The sequence below is a fragment of the Nitrosomonas sp. Is37 genome (assembly GCF_033063275.1).
Taxonomy (GTDB): domain Bacteria; phylum Pseudomonadota; class Gammaproteobacteria; order Burkholderiales; family Nitrosomonadaceae; genus Nitrosomonas.
This window is the reverse complement of sequence record NZ_JAWJYP010000025.1, coordinates 16,814-30,545: the sequence shown is the minus strand read 5'-3', so window position 1 is coordinate 30,545 and position 13,732 is coordinate 16,814. Positions and strand designations below refer to the sequence as shown.

17 protein-coding genes and 1 pseudogene are annotated in these 13,732 nt (G+C 44.0%); 11 read left to right on the top strand and 7 right to left on the bottom strand.

Translation table 11 applies throughout. The features are described 5' to 3' along the window. Positions 1-44: 44 nt before the first annotated feature. The 3 genes from hisG to R2Q26_RS11545 form a co-directional block, all read right to left on the bottom strand. Positions 45-692 carry an ATP phosphoribosyltransferase gene (gene hisG, locus R2Q26_RS11555; RefSeq protein ID WP_090567550.1) on the bottom strand — a complete coding sequence of 216 codons (648 nt, stop codon included), beginning with the start codon at positions 690-692 and terminating at the stop codon, positions 45-47. 12 nt (positions 693-704) lie between these two features. Further along, complete coding sequence (locus tag R2Q26_RS11550) at positions 705-1,343, bottom strand: superoxide dismutase (protein WP_317536417.1); 639 nt, start codon at positions 1,341-1,343, stop codon at positions 705-707. A gap of 88 nt (positions 1,344-1,431) precedes the next feature. Next, a complete protein-coding gene (locus tag R2Q26_RS11545) occupies positions 1,432-1,866 on the bottom strand; it encodes an ExbD/TolR family protein (protein ID WP_090567555.1) in 435 nt (144 codons plus the stop codon). 175 nt (positions 1,867-2,041) lie between these two features. On the opposite strand from R2Q26_RS11545, the gene R2Q26_RS11540 reads away from it, so the two are divergent. The 5 genes from R2Q26_RS11540 (at position 2,042) to R2Q26_RS11520 (ending at position 5,053) form a co-directional block, all read left to right on the top strand. Then, on the top strand, positions 2,042-2,266 hold the full coding sequence (locus tag R2Q26_RS11540; RefSeq protein WP_317536416.1) for a hypothetical protein: 225 nt from the start codon (positions 2,042-2,044) through the stop codon (positions 2,264-2,266). Continuing rightward, positions 2,259-2,750: a 5-(carboxyamino)imidazole ribonucleotide mutase gene (gene purE, locus R2Q26_RS11535; protein WP_317536415.1), complete on the top strand. Its 492-nt coding sequence runs from the start codon at positions 2,259-2,261 to the stop codon at positions 2,748-2,750. Before R2Q26_RS11540 ends, purE begins: the two co-directional genes overlap by 8 nt. Next, positions 2,747-3,883, top strand: a complete 1,137-nt coding sequence (locus R2Q26_RS11530) for a 5-(carboxyamino)imidazole ribonucleotide synthase (RefSeq protein ID WP_317536414.1) — start codon at positions 2,747-2,749, stop codon at positions 3,881-3,883. Before purE ends, R2Q26_RS11530 begins: the two co-directional genes overlap by 4 nt. A gap of 94 nt (positions 3,884-3,977) precedes the next feature. Continuing rightward, a complete protein-coding gene (locus R2Q26_RS11525; RefSeq protein ID WP_317536413.1) occupies positions 3,978-4,166 on the top strand; it encodes a hypothetical protein in 189 nt (62 codons plus the stop codon). Then, entirely contained in the window at positions 4,163-5,053 is an 891-nt protein-coding gene (locus R2Q26_RS11520) for a phosphoribosylaminoimidazolesuccinocarboxamide synthase (RefSeq protein ID WP_317536412.1), read from the top strand. Before R2Q26_RS11525 ends, R2Q26_RS11520 begins: the two co-directional genes overlap by 4 nt. Before the next feature lie 12 nt (positions 5,054-5,065). Here R2Q26_RS11520 and R2Q26_RS11515 read toward each other — a convergent pair whose 3' ends face one another. The 3 genes from R2Q26_RS11515 to R2Q26_RS11505 all read right to left on the bottom strand — a co-directional run bounded on the left by R2Q26_RS11515 (position 5,066) and on the right by R2Q26_RS11505 (position 7,468). Then, on the bottom strand, positions 5,066-5,863 hold the full coding sequence (locus tag R2Q26_RS11515) for a sulfite exporter TauE/SafE family protein (protein ID WP_317536411.1): 798 nt from the start codon (positions 5,861-5,863) through the stop codon (positions 5,066-5,068). Between the two features lie 76 nt (positions 5,864-5,939). Next, positions 5,940-6,395 (bottom strand): EVE domain-containing protein, encoded by a 456-nt coding sequence (locus R2Q26_RS11510; protein ID WP_317536410.1) that lies wholly within the window; start codon positions 6,393-6,395, stop codon positions 5,940-5,942. Positions 6,396-6,664: 269 nt separating this feature from the next. Continuing rightward, positions 6,665-7,468: an integrase core domain-containing protein gene (locus tag R2Q26_RS11505; RefSeq protein ID WP_317536409.1), complete on the bottom strand. Its 804-nt coding sequence runs from the start codon at positions 7,466-7,468 to the stop codon at positions 6,665-6,667. A 128-nt stretch (positions 7,469-7,596) separates the two neighbouring features. Here R2Q26_RS11505 and R2Q26_RS11500 point away from each other — a divergent pair, with 128 nt between their 5' ends. The 4 genes and pseudogenes from R2Q26_RS11500 (at position 7,597) to R2Q26_RS11485 (ending at position 10,793) form a co-directional block, all read left to right on the top strand. Next, complete coding sequence (locus tag R2Q26_RS11500) at positions 7,597-8,385, top strand: IS5 family transposase (RefSeq protein ID WP_317536408.1); 789 nt, start codon at positions 7,597-7,599, stop codon at positions 8,383-8,385. Positions 8,386-8,658: 273 nt separating this feature from the next. Next, a complete protein-coding gene (locus R2Q26_RS11495; protein WP_317536407.1) occupies positions 8,659-9,315 on the top strand; it encodes a thiopurine S-methyltransferase in 657 nt (218 codons plus the stop codon). Between the two features lie 469 nt (positions 9,316-9,784). Further along, a complete protein-coding gene (locus R2Q26_RS11490; protein ID WP_317536406.1) occupies positions 9,785-10,117 on the top strand; it encodes a YceK/YidQ family lipoprotein in 333 nt (110 codons plus the stop codon). Between the two features lie 58 nt (positions 10,118-10,175). After that, positions 10,176-10,793 (top strand): annotated as a pseudogene (locus tag R2Q26_RS11485) (IS1595 family transposase). A gap of 141 nt (positions 10,794-10,934) precedes the next feature. On the opposite strand, the gene R2Q26_RS11480 reads toward R2Q26_RS11485, so the two are convergent. Then, positions 10,935-11,684, bottom strand: a complete 750-nt coding sequence (locus R2Q26_RS11480; protein WP_317536405.1) for an IS5 family transposase — start codon at positions 11,682-11,684, stop codon at positions 10,935-10,937. Between the two features lie 146 nt (positions 11,685-11,830). On the opposite strand from R2Q26_RS11480, the gene R2Q26_RS11475 reads away from it, so the two are divergent. Further along, positions 11,831-12,280 carry a DUF4124 domain-containing protein gene (locus R2Q26_RS11475; RefSeq protein ID WP_317536404.1) on the top strand — a complete coding sequence of 150 codons (450 nt, stop codon included), beginning with the start codon at positions 11,831-11,833 and terminating at the stop codon, positions 12,278-12,280. A 180-nt stretch (positions 12,281-12,460) separates the two neighbouring features. Beyond that, complete coding sequence (locus R2Q26_RS11470) at positions 12,461-13,726, top strand: glutamate-5-semialdehyde dehydrogenase (RefSeq protein WP_317536403.1); 1,266 nt, start codon at positions 12,461-12,463, stop codon at positions 13,724-13,726. Positions 13,727-13,732 lie beyond the last annotated feature (6 nt).

Sequence of the window (13,732 nt, the reverse complement as noted above, 5' to 3'; positions counted from 1 at the left end):
TAATGATATTGAGCAACGAGGATACAAAGATACGTGTACTTGCTTTAAGCTGTTTTAATGGCTGTTTTAAATGCTTCAAGCAGGGGTTGAATTGCTTCACGTTTTAGTTTGAGTGCCGCCTGATTAATGATCAATCGTGCTGAAATGGGCATAATTTCTTCCACCGCTTTCAAGTGATTGGCTTTCAAGGTATTACCGCTCGATACGAGATCGACAATGGCATCAGCCAGACCAACCAGCGGCGCGAGCTCCATTGAGCCATATAATTTGATGAGATCGACATGCATCCCTTTATCAGCAAAATGATCACGCGCAGTTTTTAAATATTTGGTGGCGACCCGTAACCGGGCACCTTGAAAAACTGCTGATTCATAATCGAACCCCTCAGGTACGGCAACCATCATGCGGCAGCGAGCAATCTGTAAATCGAGCGGCTGATAAAGACCAGCGCCGCCATGCTCTAACATGACATCTTTTCCAGCAACCCCCAGATCAGCTGCGCCATATTGGACATAAGTCGGGACATCCGAAGCGCGTACCATGATGAGGCGCACCTTCGGATTATTGGTTGTGATGATCAGTTTCCGTGAGTTTTCGGGATCGTCCTGCGCGACGATCCCGGCTGCTTTCAGAAAAGGAGCTGTATCCTCAAAAATACGTCCTTTTGAAAGCGCAATGGTGATATTTGTCATAAATCCAAGAAATTAACGCAGGTTTGCAGCAGCAAATTCCCAATTGACTAGTTTATCGAGAATCGTATTGACATAATCAGGCCGTCGATTCTGATAATCCAGATAATAGGCATGCTCCCAAACATCAATGGTTAACAAGGGTCTGCTATTTTTTGTAAGTGGTGAATCCGCATTGCTGGTTTTGGCGATAGCAAGCTTATCCCCTTCCTGTACTAGCCAGGCCCAGCCACTGCCAAATTGAGTAACGGCAGCATTAGCAAGCTCCTTTTTACAAGCATCCACACTACCAAATGAGGCTTCAATTTTTTGTTTCAAGCTTGCAGGGGGCTCGCCACCACCGTTAGGACTAAGGCTATGCCAGTAAAACATATGATTCCAGACTTGGGCGGCATTATTGAAAATGCCTGCTTTATCCGCCTGGCCTGCTGTGGCAGTGATGATATTTTCCAGTGATTGTCCTGCCAATGCAGTATCGGCCACCAGTTTGTTCAAATTATCGACGTACGCTTTGTGATGCTTGCCATAGTGGAAGCTCATAGTATAGGCAGAGATAACCGGCTCCAATGCATTATCTGCATAGGGCAGGGGAGCCAGGACATAAGTGCTGCCAGATTGTGCGGCTTTAGAAAAATTTTCCAGATTAGTGCTCATTTTTCTTCCTTTAAAAATGAAATTGAATAAAGAAGCCATTAGCGTATGAATAATAATTGATCAAGAAAAAATATTATCCAAAGTTAAATTACTCGTTGTTATTTTTTGTTTCAGTAGTAAATGTAACCTGATTGTACCCGGCAAGCCGAGCGGCTTCCATGACCGTTATCACCGATTGATGGGTAGCCTTTGCATCTGCAGTGATAATGATAACCGGATTTTTCTCATCCTTGGCGGCTGCTTGTAATTCATTACGTAACCCTTCAACGCTGGAAAAGGTTATCGGTACCCGATTGATAGTGTAACTACCCGTTGCGCCCACGGTAACATCAATAATATTGGGCCGTTCGCTTTTTTTATCAGCTTCCGTAGCGGTTGCTTCTGGCAGCGTAATCTCGAGTCCGGAAAATTTCGAGTAGGTCGTAGTAATCACCAGAAAAATCAGGATGACCAGCAGGACATCAATCATAGGAACAAGATTAATCTCTGGCTCTTCTTTTTTCTGACCGCGTTGAAAATTCATAGAGTTGATTGCCAGTTAATAGTTACTAATAAGTGAGATTACCACAAGATGCGGAATAAACTGTTAAAACATCCGGCTTAAAAACTGAATTCTAGTTTATTATTACCACTTTCGTCATTATCTATGATTTTAACCTAAAAACCGCAATTGACCGCTTGATTGGAGAGCTAGGTCTATGGCACATAGAGGCATTTTCAAAATTTTCTCATTCACCAGAATGGTGAGATCGCTACGAGGTGCATCGTATGTCACTCCAGGCGCGAATGCGGCGTTGCTCTTCGTTGCAGGGGGTGGCCCTGCGGCCTCATCGCGCCTTGTCTCGCATCTGGATCACCACACGCTCCACCTCGTCCAATTGCGGTTTTTAGGTTTAATCCAATATTCCGTTCTGAATGAATAACCCATTAGTCAGTATTGTCATGGGCAGTAGCAGTGATTGGAGTGTTATGCAGCAGGCTGCCCAGGTTCTCAAAGATTTTAATATTCCGCACGAAACTATGATCGTTTCAGCGCATCGTACGCCAGATCGTATGTTTGAATTCGCTGCAACAGCGATAGAACGGGGTATTCGATGCATCATTGCAGGGGCAGGGGGGGCGGCGCATTTACCTGGCATGATTGCAGCCAAAACGACCTTGCCGGTACTCGGTGTGCCAGTTACTTCCAAACACCTGCAAGGCGTTGATTCGCTACTTTCCATTGTGCAGATGCCCAAAGGTGTGCCAGTTGCTACTTTTGCCATTGGTGAAGCAGGCGCAGCCAATGCTGGGCTCTTTGCTGTTGCATTATTGGCGATCGGAAATAGCACGCTTGCCGAGCGTCTCGAATCATTTCGTGCAGCGCAAGCAGTCTCAGTTGCTGCTATGACTTTGCCTGAATCATGAGTAGTATTATACCTGGAGCGATGCTTGGCCTGCTGGGCGGCGGCCAGCTTGGACGCATGTTTACCATGGCCGCTCAGAGTATTGGCTATCGCGTGACTGTTTTGGATCCTGCTGAGGAGTGTCCTGCTGGCAGTATTGCTGAACGGCATTTGTGTGCAGATTATCATGATCCTACTGCCTTGCATGAGCTAAGCACTACCTGTGCAGGAGTAACTACGGAATTTGAGAATGTGCCTGCTGATGCGCTGCAGTTTCTGGAGCAGCATTGTGTGGTGAGTCCACCTGCGAGAAGTGTTTCTATTGCGCAGAACCGTATGCTGGAAAAACAGTTTTTAGCAGCAAATGGTTTTTCGGTTGCTCCCTTTTTGGCTATTAAGAATAACGATGATTTGTCGGCTGAAATCGAAACAATATTTTTTCCTGGTATCCTTAAGGTCAGCCAGTTTGGTTATGATGGCAAAGGACAGGTGAGAATCAATGCTTCTCGTGAATTGCCGAATGCTTTTGCCAGCCTGCAACAACAGCCTTGTGTGCTGGAGCAATTGTTACCACTCGGATGTGAGATTTCTGTCATCGTTGCGCGTGGCTTTGATGGTGAGATCAGCCTATTTCCGATAGCTGAGAATCAGCATGTACACGGCATTCTCGATATGAGTATCGTTCCGGCCAGGATACCGGCAGAGATTGCCCAACAAGCCAGAAAAATGGCTGCCGAGGTGGCGATCAAACTTGATTACTGCGGGGTGCTTTGCATCGAGTTCTTTGTGCTTACCGATGGACGATTGCTTATCAATGAAATTGCTCCCCGTCCACATAATAGTGGTCACTATACGCTTGATGCCTGTATCACTTCGCAATTCGAGCAGCAAGTACGGATATTATGCCGTTTGCCGCAGGGCAGCACTGCGCTGCTCACGCCTGTTGTGATGGTGAATTTGCTGGGCGATCTGTGGCAATCGGGAGAACCGGCCTGGAGTAAAGTACTAAGGAATCCCAATGCCAAGCTCCATTTATACGGCAAATGCGGGGCGAGGCCGGGTAGGAAAATGGGGCATTTTACCGTGCTTGCTGATACAGTTGAACAGGCTTTACAGCAAGCTGAAGCGATCAAGGTATCATTAAAAAATCGCTAATCTATTATCCTAAAAAACCGCAGCTGACCGCTTGATTGAGGAGGTAAGCCTATGAGATACAGAGGTATTTTTTGAAATTTTCTCATTCACCAGAATGGTAGGGCCACTACGAGGTGCATCATATGTCGCTCCAGGCGCGAATGCGGCGTTGCTCTTCGTTACAGGGAACAGCCCTGCGGCCTCATCGCGCCTTGCCTCGCATCTGGATCACCACACGTTCCACCCCGTCCAACTGCGGTTTTTAGGATTATTTATGAAGAATTTAACTGAAATCGATCCATGACTCATTCCATTGCCTTGTTTGAAACCAACTTGAAAAGCCTTCCTTTGCTTCACCGGGGCAAGGTACGCGATATTTATGCAGTCGATGAGAATAATTTATTGATTGTCCAGACAGATCGCCTCTCAGCATTTGATGTAGTGTTGCCGACACCGGTACCTGGCAAGGGTAAGGTGCTAACGCAATTATCCAATTTCTGGTTCAAAAAACTGAACCACATTCTACCTAATCATTTGACAGGCATCCCACCTGAATCTGTGGTAGCGCAGGAAGAGCGCGAACAGGTGATCGATCGTGCCTTTGTCGTCAAACGATTAAAGCCTTTGCCGATTGAAGCGATCGTGCGGGGTTATATTGTCGGTTCAGGTTGGAAGGATTATCAGCGAACAGGTGCCATCAGTGGCATCATGCTGCCACAAGGCTTGAAAGAAGCAGAAAAATTGCCGATGGGTGCCATTTTTACGCCTTCTACCAAGGCGATGGCAGGTGCACATGATGAAAACATTTCATTTGAAGAATGTGAGCAATTACTGGGGCAAACGCTTGCTCAAGAAGTGCGCAATAAAGCGATTGCGCTTTATGCCGAAGCCGCCGATTATGCCGTTACTCGGGGTGTCATCATTGCCGATACTAAATTCGAATTTGGTCAGGACCGCGCAGGCAATCTCTATCTGATCGATGAAGTATTGACACCGGATTCATCGCGTTTCTGGCCGGCTGATCAGTACCAACCCGGAAAAAATCCACCGAGTTATGATAAACAGTTTGTGCGGGATTGGCTGGAACAGATCAAGTGGAATAAGCAACCACCTGCCCCCGTTATTCCTGATGACATTCTTACACAAACGATAGAGCGATATGAGGAAGCGCTCAATCGATTGACTAAGTAAAACTTATTAATCTCAAAATAGATTGAACAGCATTTTAGTGCCCAGGAAATAAAGTAGAACTACGAATATTTTTCTAAGTGTTGCTGTTTGCATGTTATGTGTCGCTTTGGCCCCAAGTGGAGCGGTGAACATGCTTGCTACCGCAATCCAGCCGAGCGCGGGCAGATAAACATAACCCAGACTATAATCGGGTAGCGGCTGCGTCTGTAACAGGCCATTGATGATGTAGCCAATAGTGCCTGCTACCGCAATGGGAAAACCCACTGCAGCTGCTGTTCCAATCGCATATTGCAGTTTGACATTGCACATGGAAAGGAAGGGCACTGTCAAGATACCTCCGCCAATCGCAACTAGACTGGATAACATACCGATCAGACTACCTGCTGCCACCATTCCAAATTTGCCAGGCAAGGCACGACGGGAAGTGGGCGTAATTTTAAGCCACATCTGCGTTGCCGCATAATAAATGAAGATGACGAAGATGATGCTCAATGCCTGGGTGGATAGCCATCCGGCAAGCGTAGAACCCGCCATCGTTCCCAGGATAATGCCCGGAACAAGATACCTGACGACCCACCAATTAACCGCCCCATGCACATGATGCATGCGCAAGCTGGCAAGTGAAGTGAAAATGATCGTCGCCATGGTGGTGCCTAGTGCCAGATGTAAAATACGGTCCGACGGAAAATCCTGTGCCGTAAAGATGTAAGCGAGGACGGGTACAATGATCAGACCACCGCCAATTCCCAGCAAACCAGCGAGAAAGCCAACCACACTTCCGAGCAATAAATAAATTAACCACCATTCCATGCTGTTTAGCTATGGCATCTAGCTTGAGTTTTTAACGATAAAAATGGCATCGATGCGAATAATAAAAGCAACATCTTCATAAAATACTCATAATAAATGCCCATTCTGCCGGATCGACGGGTGTGATTGATAAGCGATTGCCCTTTTGCAGGATTCTCATGCTGGCAAGTTCAGAGTGGCTGCGTAATTCCTTGAGGGAAAGCAAGCGAGTTTTTTTGACGAGTGTGACTTCGACATTGAACCACCGGGGATTTTCTGGCGTGGCTTTGGGATCATAGTATTTGCTTTTGGGATCGTACTGCGTAGCATCGGGATAAGCCACTTTGGAAACTGTGGTGATGCCGACGATACCGGGTTCGGCGCAACTGGAATGATAGAAGAACGCCTGATCGCCAATCTGCATTTGATTGCGCATAAAATTACGCGCCTGATAATTTCTTATCCCATCCCATGCAACGGTCTGTCCGGGTCTTGCTGCCAGATCATCGATGCTGACTTCTGTTGGCTCTGATTTCATTAACCAGTAACGCATATATACTCCAACTTATTTCTAATTAGTTTTAAAATCTCGAAATTTCTAGGTATTTAACAATACATTGCCTTAATTGTTCCAGTGTTGTCTTTTGAAATCCCACCCGTATCCATCTCTCGATTCCCTTCCAGGAAGAATTATGGGAAAACTATCTGCAGTAAGCTGTGAGGCTGCAAAGCCTGATCAAAACGCGATCGCTTATTACTCTAATTCTCGATATAAATATCAATTTTCTATAAATATAAGTAAATGTGTAAGAAATCTCAGAGTTATTTACAGAGAGGTTGATTGAAATAATGTTGGAGTATTTCATAAGGAGTTGAGTTATTCAAACTCTTGTGTGGTTTGACAATGTTATAAAAATTAATAAAGCGGCCGAGTTGAATTTGCCGGTCGATGCAGTCTTTAAAGTTGGTGTGGCTATGCCACATCTGCATGAGGGTGCGGATAGCGCGTTCAGCTTTGCCGTTGGTTTGGGGTCGATTGACTTGGGTGAATTTCTGGCCGATGCCGTGCGCTTTGCAGGTTTTAACAAAAGCATGACTGTCAGTGCCTTTATATTCTTTGCCATTATCAGAATAAACGTAATCGATCTGGCAAGGGCATTGGGCGATGACGGTTTCGGTGAGGAACCAGGCTGCGCTATTCTGGGTTTTATCGGGCAAGATGGCTGCATAGAGCTCTCGGGAGAAATCGTCAATCGCGACAAACAGATATTCCCTGGGTTGGGTGGGTGATTGGCCTTTGAGCAAAGGCAGGCGTTTAGTATCGAAATGAGCGAGTTCGCCGGGATAAGACTTGTTATAACGCTTTGCCTCACAGCGCTCCTGGATGGACTGCTCGACCTTGGCTAAGCGTTTGAGGCCGTATTGGATTGTTTTAAAACGTTGATTGGTACTGTCGCGGGGAACAAACTCCTTGAGCCTTGCCCGTTTGAGAACAGTGTAGATCGTGGGCCTTGAGACGCGAAAGCGTTCGGCAAGTTGGGACACTTTCCAGCAGCGAGTTTGGTAGAGCTGCCATAGCTCCTGACGGTCAAGTGGCGTAAGTCTTATATGTTTGTGCATATTCATTTACAGTATTCTCCAGAATACTGTAAACAACGCTAGGGTCTGTTGACGTTTTGAGATAAGTTATTTCATAAATAGAAAGCAAGCTCGTAATATTGAGGTTCTCATACCACTAATAAAACGAGTTTGCGATGCCCCGATTGATGCTCAACGATGAGTTCTGGTCGAAGCTGGAGAAAATTCTGCTTCAAGAAGCGATTTATAACAAGGGCAATTTGCGCATGACAGTAGAAGGTATGCTATACCGAATGCGGGTTGGTTGTCCGTGGCGAGACTTACCTGAGGTGTTTGGATGCTGGAATTCCATTTATAAGAGATTCAATGCTTGGTCATCCAGTAACAAGTGGAGCAGAGTTTTCAAGGCACTGATTGTTGATGCGGATTGGGAGTGGGAATTCATTGACGGCAGTTATATTAAAGCGCATCAGCATAGTGCGGGTGCAGCAGGTCAAGAACCACAGGCCATCGGGAAAAGCCGTGCGGGCAACACCACAAAGATTCATTTGGCGGTTGATAGTTATGGTTTGCCGGTTGAGTTTGAAATCACCGGTGGAGAAGTGAATGATTGTTCTGTAGCACCGCAGCTGATTGCCAAGTTACCTGATGCACAAGCGATTGTAGCGGATAAGGGCTATGACAGTGAGTGTATACGTGAGCAGATAATAAAGAAGGGAGCCAGGGCTGTGATTACAAGAAAGCGCAATTCGTTGAAGGGTAACGCAGATATGGATTGGGGCTTGTATAGATATCGACATTTGGTGGAAAACGCCTTTGCCCGCCTAAAACAGTACCGGGCAGTGGCTACGCGATATGACAAATTGAAAAGAAATTACGAAAGTATGATTGCCATGGCATGTGGATATCTGTGTCACTTCGTTGAGGTCTCGGTGGCAGGAATAACGCAGCGATTTAAGCAATAAATCGGTAATTTGCTGGCCTTGGGCTTGATAATGATTTCAATGGTGACAGCTAAATCTGTTTCGCAAAATGAATATTTAATTCAATTTATTGGCTTACGACTAAATAAAGCACCCCGCCGCAAGCGGCGAGGTATTAAATGCGCTCTTCAAGCTGAAGGCTTTCAACCAGCTTACGCCCCAAGGGGCGAGGAATTAAACCCGAAGAGATTAAAGCATGATCAGCTTTTAAACTAATTGATCGTTGTTTGTTAAATAAGGCTTAGTAAATAACATATGGAAAATGATTATTGGCTAGATCGATGGAAACACAGAGATATTGGTTTCCACCAGAACGAGATTAATCCATATTTGCGTCAATACTGGCAGGAGTTACATCTTGCTCATGGTAGTGAGGTATTTGTCCCCCTGTGTGGCAAAAGCCGCGATATGCTATGGCTGTGCGAACAAAAACACTCAGTGCTCGGGGTTGAATTGAGCGCTATCGCTGTGCATGCGTTTTTCGAAGAAAACAGACTCTTTCCTCATCACATGACCAGTGGAAAATTCGATCGCTATAGTGCTAATGGTATCAGTATCCTATGCGGTAATTTTTTTGATTTAAGGAAGAACGATTTGGCGAAGGTAAGTGCAGTTTATGACCGTGCATCACTGGTTGCACTGCCACCAGAAATACGTAAAAGTTATGTATACCACCTGCAGAACATCTTACCACCCGCAACAAAAATCCTTCTTATTACTTTTGACTATCCCCAGTCAGAAATGATTGGCCCACCGTTTGCTGTTTCTTCAGATGAAGTAGAAGCACTCTACCAAGAACACGCTGAGATACAGCTATTAGCTCAATTAGATGTACTCGCACAGAATCAATGCTTTCGAGAACGTGGACTGAGTCAATTACAGGAAAGCATCTTTCTATTTACCTTACATTAAAAAATGATTTCGCTCGGCATCACTATTAAATGAAAAAGTAATATATGAATTAAAAATATTCTCTTGACATTATAAAATAATCCACATTAATTCACTAAACGATATTTAGTACCAACTAAATTCATTCGAATAATCAATATATAATATTAATGTATTGATTATAAATAACATTTTTATATGTTTAAAATTTAATCGAACCAGAAAAAGATATTATAAACAGCTATCTTAACTATGATATTTACAAATTAATCACAAACTTATCCACAAAAATTGTGGAAAAAATATATATTCAATCTGACGTCTTTTATGAAATATCTAATAACGATCCTATTACTGTCTTTTTAATACTACTTTCACCATTATCCTGGAGCCAATTTTTGGTTAGCTATTGAGAATTTTTAGTTTTGTAGATTCCAAAATAATATCGATTCTTTCTTGCATTCTCTTGTTTACTCAGTGATTTTTACTAATGAAGAGCAAATTAAAATATACATTGGTTTGCTCAATAGCGGTATTTTTGGCCGGATGTGGCACAACCAATACAGTTATTCGGGGTGATTGGGTTGCAAAGCGCAATCTCAATCAGATTGAAACTTCCTGTGAAACGATACCACGCATTTATAGTGGTGTTTCTTACGATATTTGCTTGCTGCGGGGAAAACCCTCTCAAATGGCGCTATGGGTAGCACCGATACCCCAGTTAATATTCTTAGATATTGCATTATCAGGAGCTTTTGATACGGTTATTCTTCCCTATACAGTCTACACGCAAATCAGCAACGGCGATATTAGGCTCAAGTAGTAAAGATATAAAAAATTATGGGGCTGTAGTAGATTAGCTTAGTTGATAAGCTAATTGAATGAAGATAAGTCATTGTAGATTATTAAAGAAAACACAATCCAGGTTACTGGAATATTTTGTATTGGAAGTTACAGCGAGATCAGCAGCAGATATACTCGGAATTCAACCTAATAGTGCAGCACTGTTCTATCGCAAAATACGCGAAGTAATTGTTTATCATTTGGAGCAAGAATCTCACGAAATCTTTGATGGTGTAGTGGAATTAGATGAAAGCTACTTTGGTGGTATTCGTAAGGGCAAACGTGGTCGCGGGGTTTCTGGCAAGGTTGCGGTATTTGGTATATTGAAGCGCGGTGGTAAGGTATATACGAAGGTTGTTGGAGATGCCAGAACAGAAACACTGATGCCGCTGATTATTAGAAAAATAGCACCTGACAGCGTGGTTTATACAGACTGTTACCGCAGTTAAAATGCACTTGATGTGAATCATTTTTACCATGAACGGATTAACCACTCCACATTATTTGCCCAAGGTAAGAATCACATTAACGGCATCGAAAACTTTTGGAATCAGGCTAAACGCGTTTTAAGAAAATACAATGGCATTCCTAAAAGATCATTTCCATTATTTCTTAAGGAATGTGAATTTAGGTTTAATTATGGAACACCCAAATAACAACTAAAAATACTGAAATATTGGACTCAAATTTAAGCTGATCTACTACAGCCCCTAAATTTATTCTTTCAATAGCCAGTAGCGCATTTACATTCTCCAAGATTGATCAGGTTTTTTAATTACCTAGGGTCTGTTGACATTTCACATAGGTAGCCACAGATATCCACATGCCATGGCAATCATACTTTCGTAATTTCTTTTCAATTTGTCATATCGCGTAGCCACTGCCCGGTACTGTTTTAGGCGGGCAAAGGCGTTTTCCACCAAATGTCGATATCTATACAAGCCCCAATCCATATCTGCGTTACCCTTCAACGAATTGCGCTTTCTTGTAATCACAGCCATGGCTCCCTTCTTTACTATCTGCTCACGTATACACTCACTGTCATAGCCCTTATCCGCTACAATCGCTTGCGCATCAGGTAATCTGGCAATCAGCTGTGGTGCAGCAGAACAATCATTCACTTCTCCACCGGTGATTTCAAATTCAACCGGCAAACCATAACTATCAACCGCCAAATGAATCTTTGTGGTGTTGCCCGCACGGCTTTTCCCGATGGCCTGCGGTTCTTGACCTGCTGCACCCGCACTATGCTGATGCGCTTTAATATAACTGCCGTCAATGAATTCCCACTTCCAATCCGCATCATCGATCAGTGCCTTGAAAACTCTGCTCCACTTGTTACTGGATGACCAAGCATTGAATCTCTTATAAATGGAATTCCAGCATCCAAACACCTCAGGTAAGTCTCGCCACGGACAACCAACCCGCATTCGGTATAGCATACCTTCTACTGTCATGCGCAAATTGCCCTTGTTATAAATCGCTTCTTGAAGCAGAATTTTCTCCAGCTTCGACCAGAACTCATCGTTGAGCATCAATCGGGGCATCGCAAACTCGTTTTATTGGTGGTGTGAGAACCTCAATATTACGAGTTTGCTTTCTATTTATGAAGTAACTTATCTCAAAACGTCAACAGACCCTAATAAAGTTTAAATAAAAACAATCGATACCTTTTTATTTTAGGAGAAAAGCCATGCGAAATTTTATTTTTCTGGCTTTATTACTTTTATTTGTTATGCCCACAAACAGTCAAATTTACAAATGGGTAGATGGAAAGGGAAAAACACAATATTCCGATCAACCACCCCTGTCAGGGATTAGCAAAAATGAAAAAATACTGGATATTCATTCCTCGCCAAAGCCTGCCAATGAAGATGAAAGCATCACAAAAGATTTAATGGAAAAAGAACGAGAATTTAAAGAAAGACGCGCTGCACGAGAGGAAACAAGAAACAAACAACTGGCTGAAGCGGAAATGAGAAAAGAAAATTGCTTTAGAGTGCAAAGTAACCTGGATTTGCTTAAAAATTCGGAGCGCTTATCAGTTCCAGATGGAAATGGAGGCGTAATTGATGTTGACGATCAGCTTCGCCAGAGTTATATGGATGAAGCATTAAAAAATATTGCGACTTATTGTCAGTAGAAAATGTCAGTAATATAGGGTTAATTAGTTTGATTAGATCCATCATATAGGGTTAATTAGTTTGATTAGATCCATCGCTATCCAAAAAAGCATGTGACGTATGAAGACGCCATGTAAAATAATAGGCTAGTTTTATAGGTTGGCGGAATTTCAGAATACTGCTCACTTTGGAGTTACTGGATGGATATCACAAATATTAAAGTTTACATGCAAGCAGTTGGACAGAATGCCCGAACTGCTTCGCGTTTAATAGCAAAGGCGGATACAGCAAGCAAAAATCGGGCACTTATTGCGATGGCCGAAGCAATTAGGCGTGATGAGAAAAATTTGTTAGAGGCAAATGCACGCGATCTCGAAAATGCTAAAGCCAAAGGATTAGGTTCGGCTATGGTCGACCGTCTGGCGCTTTCTTCCAAGAGTATTGCGAGTATGGGAGATGGTTTGCTGCAAATTGCGGCTTTGCCTGACCCCATTGGCGAGATGAGTGATTTGAGTTATCGTCCTTCCGGTATTCAAGTAGGCAAAATGCGCGTGCCGCTGGGAGTGATCGGCATCATTTATGAAGCGCGGCCGAATGTGACGGCGGACGCCGCGGGTTTATGCCTAAAAGCAGGTAATGCGGCGATCTTGCGTGGAGGATCGGAAGCGATGCACAGCAATCAAACCATTGCCGCATGTGTGAAACAAGGACTAAAGGCAGCAGGTCTACCAGAAGCAGCCGTGCAAGTGATTGAAACCAGCGATCGTGCGGCAGTCGGTGAACTTATTACCATGAAAGAATTTGTCGACATCATTGTGCCACGCGGAGGGAAAGGGCTAATCGAGCGCATTTCCAATGAGGCATGCATCCCTGTGATCAAGCATCTGGATGGGATCTGCCATGTTTATATCGACGATCAAGCCGATCTGGAAAAGGCAATCCGTATTGCTGACAATGCCAAGACACAGCGTTATGGCACCTGTAATACTATGGAAACTTTGCTGGTGCATGAAGGGATTGCAAAACAAATTCTGCCTCCTCTTTGCAAAATTTACCTGGATAAAGGTGTCGAGCTACGAGGTAACGAGGCAGCTTGTGCCATCATTCCGCAAATGAAACTGGCCACAGAAGAAGACTGGCGTACTGAGTATCTAGCGCCTATTCTGAATATCGGCGTTGTGAGTGGTCTGGATCAGGCAATCGAACATATCACTACCTATGGTTCTCAGCATACCGATGCGATTGTGACCGAAAACTATAGCCATGCGCGCCGTTTCTTGCGCGAAGTGGATTCGAGTTCGGTTATCGTCAATGCTTCTACGCGTTTTGCCGATGGCTTTGAATATGGGTTGGGTGCAGAAATTGGCATTTCCACTGATAAAATTCATGCACGTGGTCCGGTAGGATTGGAAGGGCTCACGAGTCAGAAATTTGTCGTGTTAGGCGATGGCCAGATACGGCAGTAATGGATT

What these genes read in the sequence shown, in the direction of transcription:
- hisG (WP_090567550.1), bottom strand. Translation starts at nt 692, where the DNA reads ATGACAAATATCACCATTGCGCTTTCAAAAGGACGTATTTTTGAGGAT.
- R2Q26_RS11550 (WP_317536417.1), bottom strand. Translation starts at nt 1,343, where the DNA reads ATGAGCACTAATCTGGAAAATTTTTCTAAAGCCGCACAATCTGGCAGC.
- R2Q26_RS11545 (WP_090567555.1), bottom strand. Translation starts at nt 1,866, where the DNA reads ATGAATTTTCAACGCGGTCAGAAAAAAGAAGAGCCAGAGATTAATCTT.
- R2Q26_RS11540 (WP_317536416.1), top strand. Translation starts at nt 2,042, where the DNA reads ATGGCACATAGAGGCATTTTCAAAATTTTCTCATTCACCAGAATGGTG.
- purE (WP_317536415.1), top strand. Translation starts at nt 2,259, where the DNA reads ATGAATAACCCATTAGTCAGTATTGTCATGGGCAGTAGCAGTGATTGG.
- R2Q26_RS11530 (WP_317536414.1), top strand. Translation starts at nt 2,747, where the DNA reads ATGAGTAGTATTATACCTGGAGCGATGCTTGGCCTGCTGGGCGGCGGC.
- R2Q26_RS11525 (WP_317536413.1), top strand. Translation starts at nt 3,978, where the DNA reads ATGGTAGGGCCACTACGAGGTGCATCATATGTCGCTCCAGGCGCGAAT.
- R2Q26_RS11520 (WP_317536412.1), top strand. Translation starts at nt 4,163, where the DNA reads ATGACTCATTCCATTGCCTTGTTTGAAACCAACTTGAAAAGCCTTCCT.
- R2Q26_RS11515 (WP_317536411.1), bottom strand. Translation starts at nt 5,863, where the DNA reads ATGGAATGGTGGTTAATTTATTTATTGCTCGGAAGTGTGGTTGGCTTT.
- R2Q26_RS11510 (WP_317536410.1), bottom strand. Translation starts at nt 6,395, where the DNA reads ATGCGTTACTGGTTAATGAAATCAGAGCCAACAGAAGTCAGCATCGAT.
- R2Q26_RS11505 (WP_317536409.1), bottom strand. Translation starts at nt 7,468, where the DNA reads ATGAATATGCACAAACATATAAGACTTACGCCACTTGACCGTCAGGAG.
- R2Q26_RS11500 (WP_317536408.1), top strand. Translation starts at nt 7,597, where the DNA reads ATGCCCCGATTGATGCTCAACGATGAGTTCTGGTCGAAGCTGGAGAAA.
- R2Q26_RS11495 (WP_317536407.1), top strand. Translation starts at nt 8,659, where the DNA reads ATGGAAAATGATTATTGGCTAGATCGATGGAAACACAGAGATATTGGT.
- R2Q26_RS11490 (WP_317536406.1), top strand. Translation starts at nt 9,785, where the DNA reads ATGAAGAGCAAATTAAAATATACATTGGTTTGCTCAATAGCGGTATTT.
- R2Q26_RS11480 (WP_317536405.1), bottom strand. Translation starts at nt 11,684, where the DNA reads ATGCCCCGATTGATGCTCAACGATGAGTTCTGGTCGAAGCTGGAGAAA.
- R2Q26_RS11475 (WP_317536404.1), top strand. Translation starts at nt 11,831, where the DNA reads ATGCGAAATTTTATTTTTCTGGCTTTATTACTTTTATTTGTTATGCCC.
- R2Q26_RS11470 (WP_317536403.1), top strand. Translation starts at nt 12,461, where the DNA reads ATGGATATCACAAATATTAAAGTTTACATGCAAGCAGTTGGACAGAAT.